This window comes from Trichocoleus sp. FACHB-46 (genome assembly GCF_014695385.1).
Classification (GTDB): domain Bacteria; phylum Cyanobacteriota; class Cyanobacteriia; order FACHB-46; family FACHB-46; genus Trichocoleus.
This window is the reverse complement of record NZ_JACJOD010000031.1, coordinates 420,429-441,313: the sequence shown is the minus strand read 5'-3', so window position 1 is coordinate 441,313 and position 20,885 is coordinate 420,429. Positions and strand designations below refer to the sequence as shown.

General features: G+C 49.2%; 18 protein-coding genes. 6 read left to right on the top strand and 12 right to left on the bottom strand.

From position 1 onward, the window contains the following. Positions 1-24: 24 nt before the first annotated feature. The 5 genes from H6F72_RS20040 to H6F72_RS20020 form a co-directional block, all read right to left on the bottom strand. A complete protein-coding gene (locus H6F72_RS20040; RefSeq protein WP_190439729.1) occupies positions 25-2,070 on the bottom strand; it encodes a nitrate ABC transporter ATP-binding protein in 2,046 nt (681 codons plus the stop codon). A 103-nt stretch (positions 2,071-2,173) separates the two neighbouring features. After that, positions 2,174-3,010: a nitrate ABC transporter permease gene (gene ntrB, locus H6F72_RS20035; protein WP_190439727.1), complete on the bottom strand. Its 837-nt coding sequence runs from the start codon at positions 3,008-3,010 to the stop codon at positions 2,174-2,176. An 85-nt stretch (positions 3,011-3,095) separates the two neighbouring features. Further along, the gene (locus tag H6F72_RS20030) at positions 3,096-4,427 is read right to left on the bottom strand and encodes a CmpA/NrtA family ABC transporter substrate-binding protein (protein ID WP_190439725.1); all 1,332 of its coding nucleotides are present in this window, start codon (positions 4,425-4,427) and stop codon (positions 3,096-3,098) included. A gap of 317 nt (positions 4,428-4,744) precedes the next feature. Then, on the bottom strand, positions 4,745-6,700 hold the full coding sequence (locus tag H6F72_RS20025; RefSeq protein WP_190439722.1) for a ferredoxin--nitrite reductase: 1,956 nt from the start codon (positions 6,698-6,700) through the stop codon (positions 4,745-4,747). A gap of 334 nt (positions 6,701-7,034) precedes the next feature. Next, a complete protein-coding gene (locus H6F72_RS20020; protein ID WP_190439721.1) occupies positions 7,035-7,898 on the bottom strand; it encodes a formate/nitrite transporter family protein in 864 nt (287 codons plus the stop codon). 523 nt (positions 7,899-8,421) lie between these two features. Between H6F72_RS20020 and H6F72_RS20015 the strand changes: the two genes are divergently transcribed. Further along, positions 8,422-8,886 carry a ubiquinol-cytochrome c reductase iron-sulfur subunit gene (locus tag H6F72_RS20015; RefSeq protein WP_190439718.1) on the top strand — a complete coding sequence of 155 codons (465 nt, stop codon included), beginning with the start codon at positions 8,422-8,424 and terminating at the stop codon, positions 8,884-8,886. A gap of 35 nt (positions 8,887-8,921) precedes the next feature. Further along, positions 8,922-10,286, top strand: coding sequence for a HEAT repeat domain-containing protein (locus H6F72_RS20010; protein WP_190439714.1), 1,365 nt, complete (start codon positions 8,922-8,924; stop codon positions 10,284-10,286). Positions 10,287-10,358: 72 nt separating this feature from the next. Here H6F72_RS20010 and H6F72_RS20005 read toward each other — a convergent pair whose 3' ends face one another. From H6F72_RS20005 to aroA, 5 genes are all read right to left on the bottom strand, one after another. Next, positions 10,359-10,547 carry a CsbD family protein gene (locus H6F72_RS20005; protein WP_190439712.1) on the bottom strand — a complete coding sequence of 63 codons (189 nt, stop codon included), beginning with the start codon at positions 10,545-10,547 and terminating at the stop codon, positions 10,359-10,361. Between the two features lie 87 nt (positions 10,548-10,634). Beyond that, positions 10,635-11,222, bottom strand: a complete 588-nt coding sequence (locus H6F72_RS20000) for a molybdenum cofactor guanylyltransferase (RefSeq protein ID WP_190439710.1) — start codon at positions 11,220-11,222, stop codon at positions 10,635-10,637. 96 nt (positions 11,223-11,318) lie between these two features. Then, positions 11,319-11,744, bottom strand: coding sequence for a hypothetical protein (locus tag H6F72_RS19995; RefSeq protein ID WP_190439708.1), 426 nt, complete (start codon positions 11,742-11,744; stop codon positions 11,319-11,321). Between the two features lie 85 nt (positions 11,745-11,829). Beyond that, the gene (locus tag H6F72_RS19990; RefSeq protein ID WP_190439706.1) at positions 11,830-13,551 is read right to left on the bottom strand and encodes a GGDEF domain-containing response regulator; all 1,722 of its coding nucleotides are present in this window, start codon (positions 13,549-13,551) and stop codon (positions 11,830-11,832) included. 847 nt (positions 13,552-14,398) lie between these two features. Then, positions 14,399-15,751 carry a 3-phosphoshikimate 1-carboxyvinyltransferase gene (gene aroA / locus H6F72_RS19985; protein WP_190439704.1) on the bottom strand — a complete coding sequence of 451 codons (1,353 nt, stop codon included), beginning with the start codon at positions 15,749-15,751 and terminating at the stop codon, positions 14,399-14,401. A gap of 154 nt (positions 15,752-15,905) precedes the next feature. Here aroA and H6F72_RS19980 point away from each other — a divergent pair, with 154 nt between their 5' ends. The 4 genes from H6F72_RS19980 to H6F72_RS19965 all read left to right on the top strand — a co-directional run bounded on the left by H6F72_RS19980 (position 15,906) and on the right by H6F72_RS19965 (position 19,049). Continuing rightward, the gene (locus tag H6F72_RS19980; RefSeq protein WP_313930183.1) at positions 15,906-16,388 is read left to right on the top strand and encodes a hypothetical protein; all 483 of its coding nucleotides are present in this window, start codon (positions 15,906-15,908) and stop codon (positions 16,386-16,388) included. A 514-nt stretch (positions 16,389-16,902) separates the two neighbouring features. Continuing rightward, on the top strand, positions 16,903-17,151 hold the full coding sequence (locus H6F72_RS19975; RefSeq protein ID WP_190439699.1) for an Asr1405/Asl0597 family protein: 249 nt from the start codon (positions 16,903-16,905) through the stop codon (positions 17,149-17,151). 151 nt (positions 17,152-17,302) lie between these two features. Continuing rightward, positions 17,303-17,974, top strand: coding sequence for a ferredoxin (locus H6F72_RS19970; protein WP_190439695.1), 672 nt, complete (start codon positions 17,303-17,305; stop codon positions 17,972-17,974). Positions 17,975-18,083: 109 nt separating this feature from the next. Then, a complete protein-coding gene (locus H6F72_RS19965; RefSeq protein ID WP_190439692.1) occupies positions 18,084-19,049 on the top strand; it encodes an S-layer homology domain-containing protein in 966 nt (321 codons plus the stop codon). Between the two features lie 34 nt (positions 19,050-19,083). On the opposite strand, the gene H6F72_RS19960 is transcribed toward H6F72_RS19965, so the two are convergent. Next, positions 19,084-19,488 (bottom strand): hypothetical protein, encoded by a 405-nt coding sequence (locus H6F72_RS19960; protein WP_199299184.1) that lies wholly within the window; start codon positions 19,486-19,488, stop codon positions 19,084-19,086. 107 nt (positions 19,489-19,595) lie between these two features. Then, positions 19,596-20,756, bottom strand: a complete 1,161-nt coding sequence (recF, locus tag H6F72_RS19955) for a DNA replication/repair protein RecF (RefSeq protein WP_190439690.1) — start codon at positions 20,754-20,756, stop codon at positions 19,596-19,598. Positions 20,757-20,885: the final 129 nt, after the last annotated feature.

The following is a 20,885-nucleotide window of genomic DNA, read 5'->3' as shown; positions in this document are numbered from 1 at the left end:
GGGAGGAGGAATGAAAAAGAAAAGTTAGGCGGCGATCGTGGGACTTGTAGAAGTAGGAGTGGTGGAAGTTGGGGTGGGGGTAGGTTGATCGAGGATAATTTCTTCAATGCGGATATCGCGATGGATCGTGAGGCGATTGAGATAACCGATGGGATCGTCGGGGTTGAAGAGAGTGCCATCAAAGAGCTTGAAGGAATCGCGATCGGGTTCGGTATCGGGCCAACCGAGTTGTCTAGCGGCTTCTCCATACAGATCGACCCGCCGGACGCGATCGAGAACTTCGACCCAATTTTTGGGGAAAGCAGTGATACCCCAACGAGCGAGTTGAGTCAAAATCCACAGCCCTTCTACGCGACCGGGACAGTTGGCTTGACCGACGTGGAATTGGTTGTAGCGAGGCAAGTTTTGCGGTGCTTCGCCGTTGCCGCGATTGTAAGGGTCGATGAAACCAGGCCGAATGTACTGGGCAGCGGTGCCAACATATTCAGGCCGAGCTAGCAGCTCTACAATCTCTTCCCGGTGGCGGCGATCGTCACAGTATTCGCAGGCTTCCAGTATCGCTTTGAGCAGGGCAATGTGCGTTTCAGGATGCTCGTTTGCCCATTCTTCACGCACCCCTAAGACTTTCTCTGGGTGTCCGGGCCAAATGTCGAGATCAGTGGCGATCGCATATCCCAATCCTTCCTGAATCGCCCGCGAGTTCCACGGTTCACCCGAACAATAGCCGTCAATGTGGCCTGCTTTGAGGTTAGCGACCATCTGCGGCGGCGGAATGACAGTTAAGCTGACATCTTGATCGGGATCAATGCCTCCGGAAGCTAACCAGTAGCGCAACATCAAGTTGTGCATGGAAGCAGGATGGACAACTCCCAGGGTATGAACTTGGTCAGGAGCTTGACGGATGGCGTTGCGGAAGTCGGCTAGAGTTTTTACCCCTTGCTCATGAAACTTTTTGTCGAGGGTGATGGCATTGCCATTGCGATCGAGCACCAAAGCTGTAACGACTGGGACAGGCGCATTGCCACCCACACCAATGGTCATCGAAAGGGGCATGCCTGCCACCATCTGCGCGGCATCGAGTCGGCGACTGGTAATGCCTTCTGCAACCGTCTTCCAACTAGATTCTCGGACCAGATTGACTTCGTCTAGACCATGTTTCTTGAAGAAGCCCTTCTCTTTGGCGACTACAAGAGGAGCACAATCCGTGAGCGGAATAAAGCCAATGTCTAAGTTGACTTTTTCGAGGCCGTGACGGGCGATCGCAATATTCTGCTTGGCTTGCCGCTTCTTCGCCCGTTTTTGCTGGTTGAGGAAGTAGATAATCTCACTCCGCATACTGTAGTAGTTGGGGTGGTTCACGACTTCTAAACGATGGCGGGGTCGAGGAATGGAGACTTCTAAAATCTGACCAATATGCGATTCCGGGCCATTCGTGAGCATGACGATGCGGTCAGAGAGGAGCAGCGCCTCGTCTACGTCGTGCGTCACCATCAAGCAAGTCACACGGCTCTCTTCGCAGATTTTCATCAACTGCTCTTGCAGGTTCCCTCTGGTGAGCGCATCTAATGCTCCAAAGGGTTCATCCAGTAAAAGTAATTTAGGACGAATGGCTAAGGCACGAGCGATCGCCACCCGTTGTTTCATCCCACCTGACAACTGGCCAGGGCGCTTATCCGCCGCCGCTCGCAACCCCACCAAATCAATATGGTGTTCGATGATGCCCCGTCGCTCTCCTTTAGGCAGGTTCTTAGCGACTTCATCGACAGCCAGGGCAATGTTTTCGCGCACTGTCAGCCAAGGCAACAACGAGTAGTTTTGGAACACCACCATGCGATCGGGTCCGGGGGACGTCACTTGCCGACCTTCCAAAACCACACCACCGCTGGTGGGCTTATCCAAGCCTGCCACGATGTTGAGTAGGGTCGATTTGCCGCAGCCAGAGTGCCCGATTAGAGAAACAAACTCACCTTGGCGAATTTTTAGCTCAATATTTTTCAGCGCGACATAGCTGCCGCCATTAGAAAGCGGGAAGACACGGTCAATGTGATCGACTTCAACGAAGGCAGACATGGTGCTAGGAGGGATGAAGGATGAGGGATGAAATTAGATCGGTGATTGAGAGAGATAGTAAGCGCTGAGTCATGCTGAGCATCAATATGGCTCACTCAGGCATTTACTTCTGTTCTTCAGTAACAACCAGAGAAGCGACGTAGTTGACTAGCTTGTCCAGGAGTAATCCCACCACGCCGACGTAAACCAGGGCCAAAATAATTTCGCTGATGCGGGAGCTATTCCAGGCATCCCAGATAAAGAAGCCGATGCCAACGCCACCGGTAAGCATCTCAGCCGCTACGATCGCCAACCAGGAGAGACCAATGCCAATCTTGAGGCCAGTGAAGATGTAGGGCACCGTGGCGGGGAACAGAATCTTGAAGAAGTACTTTTGCTTGGAAAGCCGCAGGACTTTAGCGACGTTGTTGTAGTCTTGGGGAATTTGCTTCACGCCAACGGCTGTGTTAATCAAGATCGGCCAGATGGCGGTAATGAAAATAACGAAAATTGCGGAGGGGTTGGCTTGGCGAAACGCAGCCAAGGAGATCGGCAACCAAGCCAGAGGCGGAACAGTTCGCAAAACCTGAAACAGGGGATCTAAAGCCCGAAACATTAACTTGTTCGTGCCAATCAAGATTCCTAAGCCAACTCCCACAATGGCAGCCAGAGAGTACCCGATCGCGACTCGCTTCAGGCTGGCAAAGATTTGCAGAGCTAGGCCTTTGTCAGTGTCACCGTTATCGAAAAAAGGATCAATAATCAAATCCCAAGTTTCGGTGACGACTGTGGTAGGTGCTGGCAGAGGAGCTTTGGGGCCTGAGCAGAGAATTTGCCAAATCACCAAAAAGATGAGGATTGCGACTACAGGAGGAATCACATTGATTGCCTGCTTCCGTAGCTGAGGCAGCAAGTTGGCAGGGAAAGAATTAATGGCGTTACTACTCGATCTAGCTGTCATGCTCTCTTGTTCCTCGTTAGGTCGCAGGTGAGAAAAGAAGGGTAGGAGCCTAGACAATCAAGCCCCTACAAATTCACGGTTGGACTTAAACTTCGACTTTCTTGATTTGCAAACTCTTGAGGTAAGCTTCTGGATTCTCAGGGTCAAACTTGACGCCATCAAAGAAGGTTTCCACACCGCGAGAAGGGCTCTTAGGAGTCATAGCTTCTTGACCGAGTGCCTTAGCCGCTTCCCGCCAGATGTCTTCCCGGTTCACAGCATCGACTAGTTTCTTGGTGTCTGTTTCTGGCTCAAAGTAACCCCAGCGAATATTTTCGGTGAGGAACCATTGGTCATGGCTCTTGTAAGGATAGGAAGCATTGTTAGCCCAGAACTTCATGATGTGGGGGCTGTTCTCAACCACTCGACCATCTCCGTAGTCGATGCGGCCTTGGGCTCGCTCAATAATGTCTTTGGCTGGAACCTTGAACCATTCCCGTTGGGAGAGGATGTCACACATCTCCTCTTTGTTTTCTGCCTTGTCGCACCATATCTGGGCTTCTTGCACTGCCATTAGGAGGGCCTTGGCTGCTTTAGGGTGCTTATCAACCCATTCAGCCCGCATGGCGAAGGCTTTTTCTGGGTGGTTATTCCAGAGTTCTCCAGTGGTGAGAGCGCTGTAGCCGAGTCCTTGGTTGACGAGCTGAGCATTCCAAGGTTCGCCAACGCAGAAGGCTTCCATGTTGCCGACTTTCATGTTGGCGACCATTTGGGGCGGTGGCACCACGATGGTCGAAGCATCTTCATTGGGATTTAGGCCACCCGCTGCGAGCCAGTAGCGCATCCACAGATCGTGAGTGCCACCGGGGAAGGTAACGGCGCACTTGGTTTCTTTCCCAGCGGATTTAGCTTGAGCAAAGGCATTTTTGAGCGCATTGCTCTGCAAACCCACTTTCAAGTCTTTGTAGGTATTGGCAACGGAGATGCACTGACCGTTGACATTGAGCCGAGCCAAGATGTACATCGGTACTTTCTTGCCATCAGTCACTTTGCCTTCAGAAATTAGGTAAGGCATCGGAGACAGGATATGAGCGCCATCGATCCCGCCGCCCTCGGAACCCAGCACAATGTTGTCACGGGTCGCTGCCCAAGAAGCCTGCTTGGCCACTTGGACATCCTTCATGCCGTACTTCTCAAATAGACCCTTTTCCTTAGCGATGATCAGGGGAGCAGAATCTGTTAGGGCAATGAAGCCGAGCTTGGCCGTGGTGACTTCTGGCGCATCGGCGGCGGCAACATTAACCGCAGGAGCAGCACTGGGGGAAGTGCTAGCAGCAGTATCGGTCGAATTAGAGGACGTACAGCCGTGGGCGAGTAGAGTACCTGCGGCTGTAACGCCTGCTGTCAAGATGAATTTCCGTCTCGAAAACTTCGTCATCCTCGTTCACCAATACTCAAGTTATAAGTTGTGAAAATTTTGGGGTGTTGGTAGTTTTCTATACCAACAGCTTGTCATTACCCTACCGATGTTGCTCTAGATAAAATGTTACCCATGAGCAATTTTGAAGTTTTTCTACAGGTTTCGGCGTTTTTGTCTGTAGCGAAACATACTTGTGGCTTTTAAGCCGTAACTACCTAGCTCGCAATCCATCTGGGGGATGTGAGGCTTGGGGTGCGAGCAGGGATCGCTCCCTCAATGTGCCTCTCGGTTATCACCGTGATTGAGCGAGAGGCAGTGAGGAAAACAACGGCTAATCAAGCATCAATCACAACCTTGCCGATGGGATGAGCAATACAGGTCAGAATCCAACCTGCTGCTTGCTCACTGGCATCCAATGCATCCGGTTCACCTTCATATCGCACTTGTCCTTCCAGCAGTTTTTGCTTGCAAGTGCCACAGGTACCCGCCTGACAACTGCTATCTAGCTCTACTCCTGCTTGAGTTGCCACATCCAATAACGTATCTGCTTCTGTGCAAGCAACTTCTTTGCCAGACTTAGCAAAGCTAGCGATCGCAGGTTGAGCGGGAGGAGCAGGGGGAGCTGAGGGAACTGGCGTTGCCACTGCCACAGGTTGATAGCTGGATGCCGCAGGGACATTGACAGCCGCAACCGGGCTAGCAACTACCTCATCTTCTACAGAAAATTGAATTTGAGCAGAAGTTTTTAGGGGAGTCGTGCGGATTTGAGCGCCAAAGTTTTGGATCAGGAGATTCGTGAGAAATGGTTTGAGATCTTCGCAAGGAATGGATTTCTGTACACAGGTGCCTAAGACGGCATGTTTGCCAACCTTGCCACCCATGTAGAGGTCTACGCCTTCCACCGTTTTGCCATCTTTGCGAACTTTAGTCCCCATGAGGCCAATGTCAGCCACTTGAGGTTGACCGCAGGAGTTGGGGCAACCTGTCCAGTGAATCCGCACCGATTTCGGCAAAGAGAGTTCTGAATCCAATTCTTGAATTAGGGCTGCGGCGCGGTTCTTGGTTTCAATCAGGGCAAAGTTGCAGAACTGGGACCCCGTGCAGGAAACCAGCGATCGCGAGAGCGGCGCAGGATCAGCGGTAAAGCGTTGCAGCAGAGGTTCTTTCAGGAAGGGGCCTAAGCGAGAATCAGGAATATTGGGAACAATCACATTTTGTTCAACACTGAGGCGAACCTCTCCACTGCCATAGACTTCGGCGAGACGCGCTAAGTCGAACATATCTTGGGCGTAGAGGCGGCCTACCGGAACATGTAGCCCCACATAATTTAGTCCGGGTTGCTTCTGAGCGTGAATGCCGACATGGTCACGCTTATCCCAGACAATCTCATCTTTGGGAGCAGCCGTCTGGAGCGCATGACCCATTTGTTGCTCAACTTCTGAGCGGAACTTGTCGAGACCCCACTCATCAATCAGCCACATCAAGCGCGCTTTTTGGCGATTGGCCCGTAGACCGTGGTTGCGATAGACCAAGAGAATCGCTTCACACAGAGCCACCACATCGCGGGGATCAACCCAGACATTCATGGGGATTGCTGCTTCGCAACGTTTGGCGGAGAAGAAGCCACCGACTAAAACATTGAAGCCTAGGTTGTTGTTTTTGTAGGCGGGGACAAAGGCGATGTCGTTGATTTCCGCGTGGACTGAGTTATCTCGGCAGCCCGCGATCGCAATGTTGAATTTCCGAGGCAGGTTGGTAAAGGAGGGATTGCCTTCACCGTTATTGGTGATCATGTCCTGCACTTTACGGACGATGCCGCGAGTGTCGATTAACTCGTCTGCATCAATCCCTGCAACGGGAGAGCCTGTAATGTTGCGGACGTTGTCCATGCCAGACTGGATACTGGTGAGGCCCGCTTCCTCGAAGCGACGGAAGATATCGGGTAAATCTTCGATGCGGATGCCGCGCAACTGAATATTTTGCCGAGTGGTGATGTCACCAGTGCCATCTTCGCCATAGCGCTGGAGTACTTCGCCGAGGACTCGGACTTGGCCGCTAGTGAGGATGCCGTTGGGAATCCGCATCCGCAACATAAACTTGCCAGGAGTGACAGGTCGGAAGAACACACCCAACCATTTGAGGCGGTAGTCGCGATCGGTTTCATCCATCGCTTCCCAGCCAATTTGAGCAAAGCGATCAAGTTCTTTTTTGACCTCTAAACCGTCTTTTTCAGCTTTGAGTTTCTCAAATTTATTGCTTCCAGTCGCTGGATTGGTTGCTGCGGTTGTCATGAATCTACCCGTGTCACTGCTGGCTTTAAGCAAGGTTTGAATTCAGATGAATTCAATGTAATTTGCCGTTTAACGTTTCTTACCAGCTAAGGTTATGAGTACTTAGCTAGTGAATTCGTATCTATAGTTACAAAATGTTTCTATATATGAAACACTTGCATGTAAGTCATGCTGTTTTGACATAACTCGTTAATTTCAAACGATCTAAAAAACATTTGATTTTGCAACAAAGGATACAAAAGACCTGATTAATAGGTGCTGTTTCAAAAAATAAAAGCCTACCCAAATAGTCTGGATAAGCTCTTTAACTAGGAGAATGAGTTCGCTTAAGCAATTAATAAGTTGTTTTCTCTCTAGGTTCTGTTTCCCAAGTTTCAAAACTGGGCACTGATTCCAACTTTTTAGCTTTTTTGGTTTTGCGAGATGGGCGATCGCTGCCTACATACCAGTAAGAGGCTCCAACCAGGCAAGCGCCGCCGACCCAGTTACCCAGAGAGACAGGAATCAGGTTTTTGACGTATCCGATCCAAGAAATTTGCTCAGGATCATGGGGGATAAAGAGACCTAATCCCATTAGGGTCATGTTGGCGACGCTGTGTTCAAACCCTGCCCCCACGAAGGCAAACAGACACCAGAAGATCAACACCAACTTCGCGATATCCTCTTTAGTCTTAGCGGCCATCCAAATGGCTAAACAAACCAAAATGTTGCAAAGAATGCCGCGAAAAAATAGCTCCATAAAGGGAGCCTGCATTTTTCCAGCCACAGCTTCTAAAACAAAATTCTTGATCGGTCCTTTAGCCAAAAGCCCAGATTGAACCAAGAGCAGGGCTAGCAGCAGAGAGCCAGCCAAGTTACCAATAAAGCTGATTCCCAAGACTTTCCAAGTGTCTTTCCAGGTAACTTGTTTGGCGAGACTGGCAATTGTCATGAACATATGATTGCCAGTGAATAGTTCGGACCCAGCAAAAATAACTAATGACAAAGCGACCGCAAATGAGGCTCCCATTAAAGCTTTAACCGCGGGTGACCCAGCCGCATGCAAGGGTGCGCCGATGGAAAAAACCAGCATCACTCCAAAGCCGACATAAATTCCTGCCAATACAGATAGAACTAGGAATTTAGGCAAGCTGTTTTCAACCAGTTCTGCTTTGGTGCGGGCAGCACTAATAATAGTCGCGATCGCTTCTTTCGTCATAATCAAGTCCTTCTAAAGCTGCTTTGAGCCAGGATATTTAATTTCAAATCAAAATCTTTGACTTTGAATTTGAAAGTGTATCTCTAGCTGCAAAATCTATGTTTATGTAACTTCTGCATAGAAAGAAGATTTGTATCTTTAACTACAAAAATCATCAATCAATGCAATTACTGCATGAATCCCATGCTTATCAAAAGTTGTTTTCTATACAGTTTTCTGAGAATTTGCATCATTCGAGACAGTTTGAAAAAAACTGAGTTGAGCTAAAAACACAATCTGCTTGGAAAAAATTACTTATTTTTTAATTAATTTATGCGGTTCTTGTATTAGCTCAATGAACCAAAAAAGGTAATCAAATATACAAAAACTGCATAATCCTGGTGCAATCCGTACTATTCACAAAGCATGTTCAGGTAGATTTTTTAGGCAGTTAGGAGGCTGAAAACTCCCGTGATCGTTAGTGCAGGAACTGATTTGGAGCCTTATGCGACAATTGAACGAGCAGAACTTCTATAGACTGAACATGGATCGTCGTACTTTTTTAACTTGGGTTGGCGTTGGTGGAATTGCCAGTTCTTTGCCAGTGGCGATCGCAGCTTGTTCTAACAAAACGACCACAACTTCCAACGAAACAGCATCCACTCCTGCGGTCAATTCAGGCGCGGTTGCTCGTGCAGATGGTTTTCAACCTGTAGGAACTGTGGCGACTTTAGACCAGAAAGGTCAGTTGGGCGATCAGAAGTTTGTTTCGGGGCCTTTGCTTGTGGTGCGTAATCCAGATAGCCCTGACACTTTAGCCGCAGTCAATGCTAGCTGTACTCACAAGGCCTGTCTCGTAGACTGGCAAGCCGAGCAGAAAGTTTTTGTTTGTCTTTGCCATGATTCTAAATTTGGTACGGATGGCAAAGTGTTGCAAGGACCTGCGACAGAGCCGCTCAAAACTTACGAGACAAAGCTGGAGGGAGATACAGTTTTAGTGAAAGTATAGATTTTAGTGAAAGTATTAACACCCCCGATTTGCCAATGTTAGAGGTTTTGGAAAAAGCTCAGGCTGCGGCACAACAAGCCGATTGGCCGCTACTGAATCAGTATTTGCAACAATTCTCTGCTGCTGTAAAAACGACTCCTCAAGCTGAGGAAAATGGGCCAACAGTAGCAGCGCTAAAGCAAATTCTAGATTTGGCGATCGCGGCTCTCGCGACGGGAGACTTCCAATCGCGCTGGGATCTAGCCAAAGTGTTTCCTACCTTAGCCGCAGCGGTTGGTCAGATTGGGCAAAGTGTAGATTGGTTAATTGCACCGTTGATCGAGATTGTGCAAGACGACGCAGCCGAGGTCGAACTGCGTTGGTTTGCAATCCGAATTCTAGGTCAGTTCAACCATCCAGCAGTCATCAAAATCTTGGTGCAGTTGCTGCAATCCGAGGATACAGAAGCGGAAGAGTTGAGTGAAATTGCCGCCACTACCTTGGCAAGTTTTGGCCCTGATGCGATCGCCGCTTTAACAGAACTACTAGCCGACGAGCAATCCAGAGGGTTGGCAGTGCAAGCCTTAGCTCAGATTCGCAGCCGTGAAACCATTGCTCCCTTATCCAGTGTGGTGGAGGACCCACAAGTAGAGGTGCGATCGACTGCGATCGAAGCATTAAGTAGTTTTCATGACCCACAGATTGCGCCGATTTTGGCCAATGCTCTCAATGATGTGGCGGCTACAGTCAGACGAGAGGCTGTGGCGGGTTTAGCGTTACGAGCCGATTTAGCCCCTGACCTTGATGTGGTAGCCCTCCTGCGCGATCGCCTGTGGGATTTTAATTTAGCGGTGTGTCAACAAGCAGCTACTTCCTTAGGGCGGTTGGGGACTCCCGCCGCCGCTGCCGCCTTGTGGCAAGTGTTGCAATCTGCGGCCACTCCTGCGGTCCTTCAGTTAGAAGCAGTACGAGCTTTGGGTTGGATGCAACATCCAGAAGCTTTGAACTACTTACACCAAGCGTTGCAGCTAGAGTCTCTAGAGGTTTATCAAGCGGTGCTCACGGCCCTAGGCCGAGTGGAAGCCCCTGAGTTAAAACCGCAAGCTGTCGAAATTTTATTGGCAGCCTTAGCAAGCCAACACCCTGCTGTGCAACAACCCCACACGCAACAAGCGATCGCTCTCGGCTTAGGGCAGTTAGGAGAACTGGCTGCTGTAGAACCCTTGATTCAACTATTGGCCACGCCAGATATCGGAGTGCAGTTGCACGCGATCGCAGCTCTAAAGCAATTAGCGCCTGAAATCACTCATCAAAAATTACAAACCCTGGCAGCAGATCCAGAAGCATCACTAGAACTAAAGCAGGGAGTAGCGATCGCTTTGCAAGAATGGCAAATGACTGGGATTGCTGATAGCAACTAACATAAAAAATCAGCAGAATTACTAGAACTCTGCTGAAGCGAAACCAAGGTTTAAGCTTACTAAAAGAGCAAATTAAGCATGATCGATCAGCCGTTTAGCATGATCTTTCATGTCTTCTACCGTGTGCATAGCAGCGGCTTGATTCTGTTTGGCCTGTCCTTCGGCTAGGTCTTTAGGATCGCCTGTTACATTGCCAACTGCTTCTTGAACTTTACCTTCAATGTTTTTAGCAACAGCTTTAGCTCTATCCTCAATACTCATAGTGTTAAGCTCCTTAGTTAAAAATATTACTATCTAAACCGAGCTTAGCCATTCACTTGAGAAATTGGCATCTTACTGGTGGCGCATTTAATTTAAAGCCGCTAAGTCGTTGGGTGTATTGCAGTTAAAGAGCATGTGTTTGTCAGCGTCCGGAATGGCTTGCACTTCATTGTGGTCTAGCCACCGTTGGAACGATCGCCCGCCTCGGCTGATAAAAGCATTCAAGAGAGGCAAGCAACTCCGGCGATAGAACCCACACAGCGGGTCCCAACCTTGAGCATGGTACGGGACAAAGGCGATCGCAAGTTCTGGAACTGTATCTAACTGTTGCGCCCAACCTTGCAAGACTTCGCCCCTAAGCCGAGGCAGGTCGCAAGCCAGCAACAAAACCCAATCTGTTTGGACCTGGGCTAACCCTTGAGCAAATCCCACTAAAGGGCCTTGGGGGTGAATATCTTGATGCAGCGGTCGTTCTTGCACAAACCGACAAGTATTGGGCAATAGCTCACGGTAACGCTGTGGCCAAGGCGTCACTACATAAATTTCGTTAGTGCACTCGGCTGCAACATCACAAACGTGGCGTAGCAGTGGTACTCCCTGGACCGGAATCAGGGCTTTGTCTTGACCCATCCGGGAGCTTTGACCTCCGGCTAATACAATGGCAGCGAGTGACATAACCCTAAAGGTGAATGCTTGAGCTTTACAAGCAGATTAGGAGATTCAAGGGACGTTCTACTAGGTTGGCAACACCTCATATCAGCGTCACCTGACTTAGGAGTGATTCACGGAGAGCAATTGCTGATTTAAGAACATGACAAAATCTTCAACGGTCGAGAGGTCCTGCATTTCCAAGTAGTCCTCAATCCCCACCCCCAAGTGCTGCTCAAAATCTTCGCAAAGGGTGAAGTGCCAGTCAAACCAGCAAACTAAGGTCAAATGCAAGTCTTCCTCTAAGCGATCGCTGGGTAGGATTCTGGCCGTTTGCAAACCGGAATACTGCTCTAAATAAATATAGGCAAACGTTGCGACAGCGGGTGAAACTTGGCGGGCTTGCCAAAAATACTCGTACCATTCATCTGATGTTAGAGCAGGGCGATCGCGGAGCCAACGATTCACCTGCCGCCGAGTTTTGACATCAGGGCTGAGGTCAGCATAAGTGCGAAAACTAAGGAAGAAATTTTTGACCCTTTGCCACATGCCCTGCAAGCTACCAACCTAGGATTCACCGAAGCTTGCTTTCAGTATTCCCACTTGCTCAGTAATCTCTCAGGTATACCAATCGTTAATCAGCGAGCCGCTTACCAGTCACGAGTAACTGCTCAAACTCAGGAGCTGGAACAGGCCGACTAAAGAAATATCCTTGCATTTCATCACAGGCTTGCTGCTGTAAAAAAGCTAGCTCTGAGTTGGTCTCAACGCCTTCTGCAATTACTTTTAAGTCAAGATCGTGAGCCATCTGGATCATGGCAGTGGTAATGGCAGCATTTTTAGAATCACAGCTAATATTTTGCACAAAGCAGCGATCGATTTTGAGGGTATCAAAGGAAAACTGCTTTAAATAGCTCAAGGAAGAATAGCCAGTCCCAAAGTCATCAATGGCAATTTGAATTCCCAGCGTTTTTAGCTGATCCAATTTTTTAATGGTGGCATCGGTATTTTGCATAATCACACTTTCAGTCAGCTCAAGCTCTAGGTACTGCGGCTCCAGCTCAGTTCTTTGCAAAATTTGGGTTACCCGTTCCGTGAGGTCAGTTTGGTGAAATTGCAAACCTGACAAGTTGACTGCAACCTGGAGTGGTGGTAAATCGGCTAGTTGCCATTGCTTAGCTTGGGTACAAACTGTTGTCATCACCCATTCATCTAAGGGCACAATCAATCCTGTTTCTTCAGCTAAAGGAATAAACTCAACAGGCGAGACGAAGCCTTGACTAGAAGAAAACCACCGAATTAAGGCTTCCGCTCCAACAATTTCCCCCGTGACCAAGCTCACCTTGGGTTGGTAGTAAACCTGAAACTCTGAGCGCTCTAAGGCATGACGCAAATTAGCTTCTAGCAGAAACTGATTTAGAGAGCCGACAGTCATCCCAGAAGCATAAAACTCATAGTGGTTGCCGCTCTGTTTCTGCGCGGTTTGCATGGCGGCATCAGCCTGCTTAATTAGCAGGTCAACATTGTCAGCAGCGTCGCTACGAGTAGTAATACCGATGCTGGTCGTGATAAAAATTTCCTGTCCTTCCAAGACAAAGGGAATAGATAGGCGGTCTAGGACGAGCTGGGCGACTGCCGCCGCCTGATTTTGCTCGGAGTGAGACAGAATCACAATAAATTGCTCTGGATTGAGGCGAATGACGCTGTCTATGGGTTGCAGACAAGCAACAATCCGCTCCGCCATTGTTTGAATCAGCAAGTCCCCCACTTGATAGCCCATGCTGTCATTGATGCGATTAAACCGATTCAGATGGATCAGCAGAATGGTGACTAGATGGCCCGCTTGGCTCGCTTGAGCCAAAATCTCCGTAAATCGCTCTCGCAGGGCTAAGCGGTTGGGTAAGCCCGTTAAGCTATCATGCCGAATTAACTGATTGAGCTGCTCTTGCGCCTGATTCAAAGCGGTGGTGTACTGCTCGGTGACGGCGGCTTGTTTTTGGAGGCGTGCTGCGATCGCCCCTAGCAGCTCATCCGCAGTGCAAGGTTTGGTCAAATAGTCATCGGCTCCCAAATTCATGCCTTGGCGAAAGTCAGTTTTGTCAGCTTTGGCTGTCAAAAAGATGAAAGGAATCGCAGCTGTGGCGGAATCGGTCCGTAAAGTGGTCAGCACACCATGACCATCCAGCTCTGGCATCATCACATCACAAAGAATTAGGTCTGGTAGATGTTTCCGAGCCATTTGCACGCCTACCGCACCATTTTCTGCCCCAATGACATCAAACTCTTCGGCTTCTAATAGTTCTAGGATGTTTTCTCGAACTGGGAGATCATCCTCAATTACAAGAATTTTTTTCATGATGTTTTTAGACGACTGTCAAAATAAGTACGAATCCTGATGACTAAATTTAGGTTTGTGAAAACCGTAGATTCAACTAATTATTTCTTATAAAAGAATTAAATTTATGGTTTGGCGTCATCATAATCCTTTCACATAATGTCAGTAGATAACCGAAGTTGCATCCTAAACAATACAGAGGCTGAAAGTGCTGATTTGCTGCTGAGTACTTACGTAGTATGGCTTTAAAAACTCCAACTAACCATCAAAGCTGAATCATGCGTAAGCGTTCCTTTAGCATCATCAAGCCCGAAGTCCATGATCCTTAAGACTTCCAATTTGATGATTACTAGCTGTTACTAATAGCTATTATTGTGATGCGAAAATTGATATGAAAAGTAAATTTAGCTGATATTTAGTTAGTTGTTAAATAGGCTGCAAGTGATTTGCTGACTTGGCTAGAAACTCGGTGATCTAGCATCCGATTAAAAATCCTTGCTTAATTACAACTTCTGGAAAATTACCCCTCTGTTCCAGCTTGAAAACCACAGCTTTAGCTCGCTGACTTCATGCAACTCTGCCTGACTAGCGGGAACAAGCTAGCGTAAAACCTAAATTTGAGTCCAAGATAGCCGCTTCCCCTAGTATTCAAGGCAAGGCAGCTTGATTCCTGAAGCTCCTCAAGATTTAAAGGCAGGCAAAGAATAGAGGAAGCAAGCCATTAGCCCCCTAAGTTAACAAGTACCGACTTTTAGCAGTTGAACCTGAGATGTCCAAGCCATGACAAAAAAGCGATCGCTGCGGTTGCAAACTAGATCGCTGAATGGCTACTAAGCAAATTTGCCAAATCTCAATAGCGAATTAAGCGCTACAAGGGGTGGCAGATCTGCTGCAAAGTGCTGGTGAAGTTGGGGTAGGAAATGGCGGCTGCTTCAGCTCGGTGGATGGTGGTGATGCCCGTAGCGTTTAAAGCTGCGATCGCTAAACTCATGGCAATCCGATGATCGGTGTGGCTATCCACTTCCGCACCTTGGAGGGCAGCACCTCCCGTAATTTCTAAACCATCGGGCAACTCTGTGACTTGCGCTCCCATGTGATTAAGCTGGGCTGCCATGACGGCAATGCGATCGCTCTCTTTCACCCGTAGCTCCTCTGCATCCCGAATCACGGTGGTGCCTTGAGCGAAGGCGGCAGCTACGGCCAAAATTGGGATTTCATCAATTAAGCGGGGAATGATGTCGCCTTTAATCTCACAAGCTTTCAGGCTGCTATGCCGCACATGCAAATCAGCCACGGGTTCGCCCGCTACAATTCGTTGATTTTCTAGAGTGATGTCGGCTCCCATCATTTCTAGAGCATCTAGAACTCCCGTGCGTGTGGGATTTACCCCAACGTTCTCTACCCACAACTCAGAACCAGATACGATCGCCCCTGCTACTAGCCAAAATGCCGCAGAACTAATATCACCCGGAACAATCACGGTTTGTCCTTGTAACCGTGCTGGGCCTGTGACCGTGACGCTCTTCGTTTCTGGATCGACCGTCAACTCAGCGCCAAAGGCCCGCAACATGCGTTCGCTGTGGTCGCGAGAGAGGGCAGGCTCGGTAACGGTCGTTTGGCCCTCAGTCATGAGTCCTGCCAGCAGAATGCAAGACTTGACCTGAGCTGAGGCAATGGGCGAGTGATAGTGGGTGGGTTTAAGGGCTTGTCCTTGCACTGCTAAAGGCGCTAAAGCTCCTCCTTGACGACCCCAAATTTGGGCACCCATTTGTTGCAAAGGCTTGACGACACGGGACATGGGGCGCGATCGCAAAGAGCTATCGCCTGTCACGGTAAAAAAGCGATCGGGATGAGAGGCCAAAATGCCTAGCATCAACCGCAGAGTGGTGCCAGAGTTCCCCGCATTCAAGACATCCATTGGCTCCCGCAGATTGCCTAGGCCAATCCCCCGCACGCGCACCAGCTCCGTGTTTAACTCTGAGATTTCTGCTCCCATTGCCTGAAAGCAGTTCGCTGTACTGCAAGGATCTTCGCCTAGCAGCAGCCCTTGGATTTGCGTTTCTCCCTCGGCCAAAGCTCCTAACATCAGGGCTCGGTGGGAAATGGATTTGTCGCCTGGAATTTGAACCCGGCCCTGCAAAGCAAGACCTGCGCTGGGTTGGGCAATTGTGAGCTGATGCTGATTTTCTGCGGTTGTCAACGTTACGATCGGAGCTGGCATTGAGATAGACTGACCTAGAACTGCGTAGTAATCCTACCGCTTTCTTTAGATGTTAAGGCTGAGTTGTTCGTAGCTATCCGAAAACATCGCCACCTCCTCACACTCTTCACACTTCATGCTGACGCATCACCGCAAGCCTGTTTGCTTATCTTTTGTGTCAACAGACCTGCCGATTTGGTCTGTAGTTGATACCGCTGCAACTCTATACCAGAAGGACCAAGAACGGTTTCACCTGTTGCTAACTGAACCAACGCTCCAAGACCGAGAAGGCCATCTGGAAGCTCTAGATGCTGGCACCACAGGCGTGGGGATTTCGGATCAAGAAACGTTGGCAGCCACTCCTGCGCCTCGGTTGCTGTGGCTAGAAATTTCGCCCTATCGCGTCATCATGACTATGCAGGGCAACGGTCGCTTTAGCTATCGCCACTTCTGGGAGCAAGGCGTTTACGGCTTGAGCCGTTATTGGTTGCAAAGTGACTTGCTCAGTAGCAGCGGTCAGATGCGGTTGCGCAACTTTACCCGCAGTCTCAAGCTAGAGGGTCAGGCTCTACCTCACCATTTGCGGATTGAGTATGAGTTGTGGTCGGAAAAAGTACAGCTTGGCGCTTACGTATTGAATTTAGACATTGAGCATTAATCTATCTAACCAAAGCTGACCCACTAAAGCTGGGCTGACGCTCCAGATCAAGGCTGGGCTAGCGCTTCAGGCGTCTCTGCAAGCGATCGCCGAACTCGGGTAGTGACCTCACTGCCCAGCTTTTGCTTGCCTCAAATCTGGCTTTGATAGCAGATCTGATGAATTCTTAATGAAAAGAGTTTTCAAATACACAGTTTTTGTTATATTGTTTTTAACGAAATTATTGACTATTATTCTCAATAATTTAGAGTCTTGCCCCTGACTTAGTGAGCCGATCCAGCCATGCATTAACGAAACTGATCAATCACATTAGCTCCTCTGTGGGCAATCTAAGCTCATCACCTGCTAGCGATCGCCTAATCGGAATACGGAATTTCACTGCTGCTATCCGTATTTACTCAAAAGCAGACGCCATTAAATGTCTACTTGCGACTCCTTTGCAGCACCTCTTTTAATTTGTTCGGCTTCTCTAGCGCTTGCAACTAAGAATCTCTTGCATTTAGGAAGACACCTTATGAACCAATCTAGTCTGAACTCCCCCGTCGGCCAAGTAGTTACGGTGTCCCGGTGCGATCGCTGGCAAGTTTACCAACGGTTGCAAGAGCTAGGAGTTCAGTGTTGGTGTGCTGGAGATGGCACCTTGTCGGTAGAAGTCCAGACAGTGGGAGAAGCGGTTCAACTCCGTAGCGTGATACAGCATCTAACTGCTGCTCGTAGTGAGTTAATCGATTGGTTAGACCTCTGTTGGCAACTTAAAGCCTAAATTCTTCCGCCAATCAATATTTGTGCAGATTTAATAAGCAATCACACTTACTAAACTTAGAAAACTCATATTCATATTCAATTCACTGCCTTGCACTTTGCATTACCCCTTTTGAGAAAAGCGTAAACCTATCAAACCTTAGGATGTCATCATGAGTAAGTCCAAATTCGGTCAAGTTCTAGAATTCAGCTTGGAAGGGCGCTTTCTGGGTTTTGAGATGGAAGATGGCTACAAGTTCAAGCGCATCCGAGTGGCTACTCCTGAAGGCGAGGTTTGCATCAAGCTCTCTAAGGAGTCACGAGCTAGCGTCGTGGCCTCGTTTATTGCTGAAGGTAAGGTGTTAAACCTAGGCGATTGGATCCGAGTGGCTGGCGAGAAAAAGCTGGATTCCAAAACTGGATTTGCCAAACTCAAAGCTTACGCCATTTACCCTGCTGTACCGGGCGAAGCGGTTCCAGCAACTTCCAAAAAAGCAATGCCTGCTCCAGGCAAAACCACAATTTTGGTTTGCCAAAAATCAGACTGTATGAAGCGGGGTGCCAGAGCAGTGTGTCAGGCGTTGGAGTCGGAGTTGGGCGATCGCGGCCTCACCAATCAGGTAACCATTAAGGGGACGGGCTGCATGAAGCATTGCAAGGCAGGCCCCACTATGGTTGTGATGCCTGACAAGACTCGCTATACCCGCATCCATCCAGAAACTGTTTCCACCATTCTCGACGAGCATTTTCCCACTCAACCCGCTCTCCCCGCGAACGAAGGTGACAGCGCCAGCAAGGTAGAAAAATTCGCGATCGCCTCTCGCTCGGTATCTGTGGGAAATTAGATAAACTTTTTCTCTAACTTGTGGCTAATTGCCACTCAGCGCGATCGAGGATATAAATTGGGCGTAGAATCTAACCAAACTTCGCGTATTTGGCGTTGCTGGAGTTAAGATGACCAATTCGTTGCCCCCTGATCCTCAGCCATCCCGTAGAGACCCCTTGGGATTTGATGAATTCATTGGTATTTTTCTAGCCTTTAGTGTGATTGGCGGGATCTTGTTTTGGTCGTTAGGCCGAGAAGGACAAGGGTTTAACTTAGGCGGCCTTCTAGACCCAACTCCGTCCCCGTCTGCAACACCCACTGCAACGCCAACGATATCCCCTAGCCCAGATGAAGGGGCATTGCCCCCCTCTCCAACCCCCAACCAGCCAGTCCCAACGACCGTACCTGCACCAGAGCCTGCCCAACCTAATGTAGTGCCAGTTCCCTTTGCGGTCCGAGCACCCGCTACCCCAACGCCCAGCCCCACCCCAACAACCGCTGAGCCAGAGGGCTTCTCAGACGTTGAGGCAAATTATTGGGCTTATCCCTTTATTACTGCTTTAGTGCAGCGCGATATTATCAGCGGTTTTCCGGATGGTACATTTCGCCCGGATGCTCCAGTAACGCGAGCAGAGTATGCGTCAATGCTGCAAAAAGCCTTCGATAAACCAGCGAAACAGCAAGCAGTCAGTTACAAAGATGTTGCTGCTGATTTTTGGGCCACTGATGCGATTCAAGAAGTGTCTCGAAATGGTTTTTTGGCAGGCTATCCCAAAAATATCTTTCAGCCCACCCAACAAATTCCAAGAGTGCAAGCGTTGGTGGCTCTGGCAAGCGGCTTAGAACTGCCTCGCTCTACTGCCCCCACCCAAGTGTTGCAAACCTATCAAGATGCCGCGCAGATTCCTAAATATGCGACGGGTGCGGTGGCCTCGGCAACGCAGGCTGGTTTAGCCGTGTCTCATCCGCGACCAAACGTTTTAGAGCCTAACGAAAAGGCAACTCGGGCGGATGCTGCGGCTTTTATTTACCAAGCATTAGTCGCGTCTGGTAAGGCGGAGAAGATTTCCTCGCAGTACTTAACGCAACCTTAAGCTGGAATAAAGCAGTCATGGATTAGTTGGATGGTCAAGTTTGGGCTTGGCTGTCCAGCAGGGCGATCGCTTGCTGAAATACAGCTTCATCTGCTCTCGTTTGCAAAATGGCTCGAACTAACTGCACAAAATTTTGATCAACCGTGTGATTTGTTTGGATCAATTTGCTACCCGAGTAGTAAGTAGTGTCGTTGATTCGAGGTTCGTCAGTTGTGCCTGTTTGAACATTTTTGGCTCTTTGGCTCCAAGAGAGAGATTTGCCTCGTAAGGTAAATTGAAACCAGCGGAGGTGGTCGTCTTGTAGCTCAAAAAAAATGTCGAAGTAGGGTTCTCCGCCCTGATACCACAGCCGAACCACACCAGCCTCACCCGAGCGAATTGAGGTTTGCTTAATCTGCCGTAGCGAAGACCCTAATTGATTAATTTCATGGTTCTCCATGACAGCTTTTATCACTTAGAAACGTGCTCATAAAATGGGATAAGTCAGCCAACAGAGGTCGTAATTACGATTACGAAGTGGAAGCAGATGCATCAGGATTACCTGCATTAGATCGGCGAAATCCGCCCTGCTCGTACTGCCAAGATTTGTGAAGAATTTAGCCATTGGGCATCGAAAGAACCGAGATGAGTGGTGGTAATTAAGGTTTGAAACCGATCTTGAATGGCATCGAGTAATTGATTTTGCCGATTCAGGTCTAACTCAGCTAAAACGTCATCTAATAACAGCAGAGGGGGCTCCCCCACAACCTCTTCAATTAGTTTGAGTTCTGCTAACTTCAAGGCTAAAACTAAGGTGCGTTGCTGGCCTTGAGAACCATATTGACGAGCAGGCGTTTGGTTAATGGTGAACTCCACTTCGTCGCGGTGCGGACCAACCAGGGTAGTGCCTTGGTGCTGTTCGGCGATCGCCCGCTGCTGAATTTTGTCTAGAAAAGCTTGCTGTACCTGAGCGGGGTCATCCTCGGTCAACACCACATTCGGTGCATATCTAACTTGCAACACCTCGGTACTACCACTAATTTCTTGGTGCCATTTCTCAGCTAAAGGAGCTAGCCGCTCCAAAACCCGCGCCCGGCGGCGAATCACGCGAGACCCTGCGGCGGCAAGCTGCGTATTCCACAACTCCAAGGTGCCTGGTTCATCGATCGCTTCTGTAGGCTCTGGCGGCGGAGAAAACAAGCTGGCTTCTGGGGTGCGTTGTTGCCGCTGCTTCAACAGGGCGTTGCGTTGCCGCAAGATGTGGTTGTATTGCTGCAAAATATGGGCGTAGATCGGCTCTAATTGGGTCAGTAGGGCATCTAACCAGGCTCGGCGCTTTTCCGGTCCACCCCGGACCAAATCTAAATCCAAGCTGGAGAATTCTACGGCATTGAGAACGCCCAGAAAATCGAGCTGGCGACGTAAAGGTTCGCTGTTCAGCGCTACGGTGCGGCGACCATTACTTCTTAGGGTGAGGGTAAGGTCAATGGGGCCAGTGTCCCGCTCCAGCAGGGCGGCAACTTGACCAATCGTCTCTCCTTCTAGCACCAAGTCCCGATCGCGGCCAGCCCGGTGCGATCGCAGAGTTGCCAGTAGCTCAACTGCTTCCAACAAGTTGGACTTACCTTGGGCATTGTTGCCGACCAAGATAGTTTTGGGAGCAGAGAAATCCACCCGCTGATCCAAATAGTTGCGAAAGTGGCGCAGATGAAGACTTTTGAGATACATAAGTCACGGTCAGCGGTCGGCAATAGGCGATGAGCTCAGAGGAAGCGATCGCTCAAAATTATTGTAGGGGCGCACCTTAGCACACCCCTACTACTGCACTCTATTAGATTTGTGGAGTGGTGTAAGTTG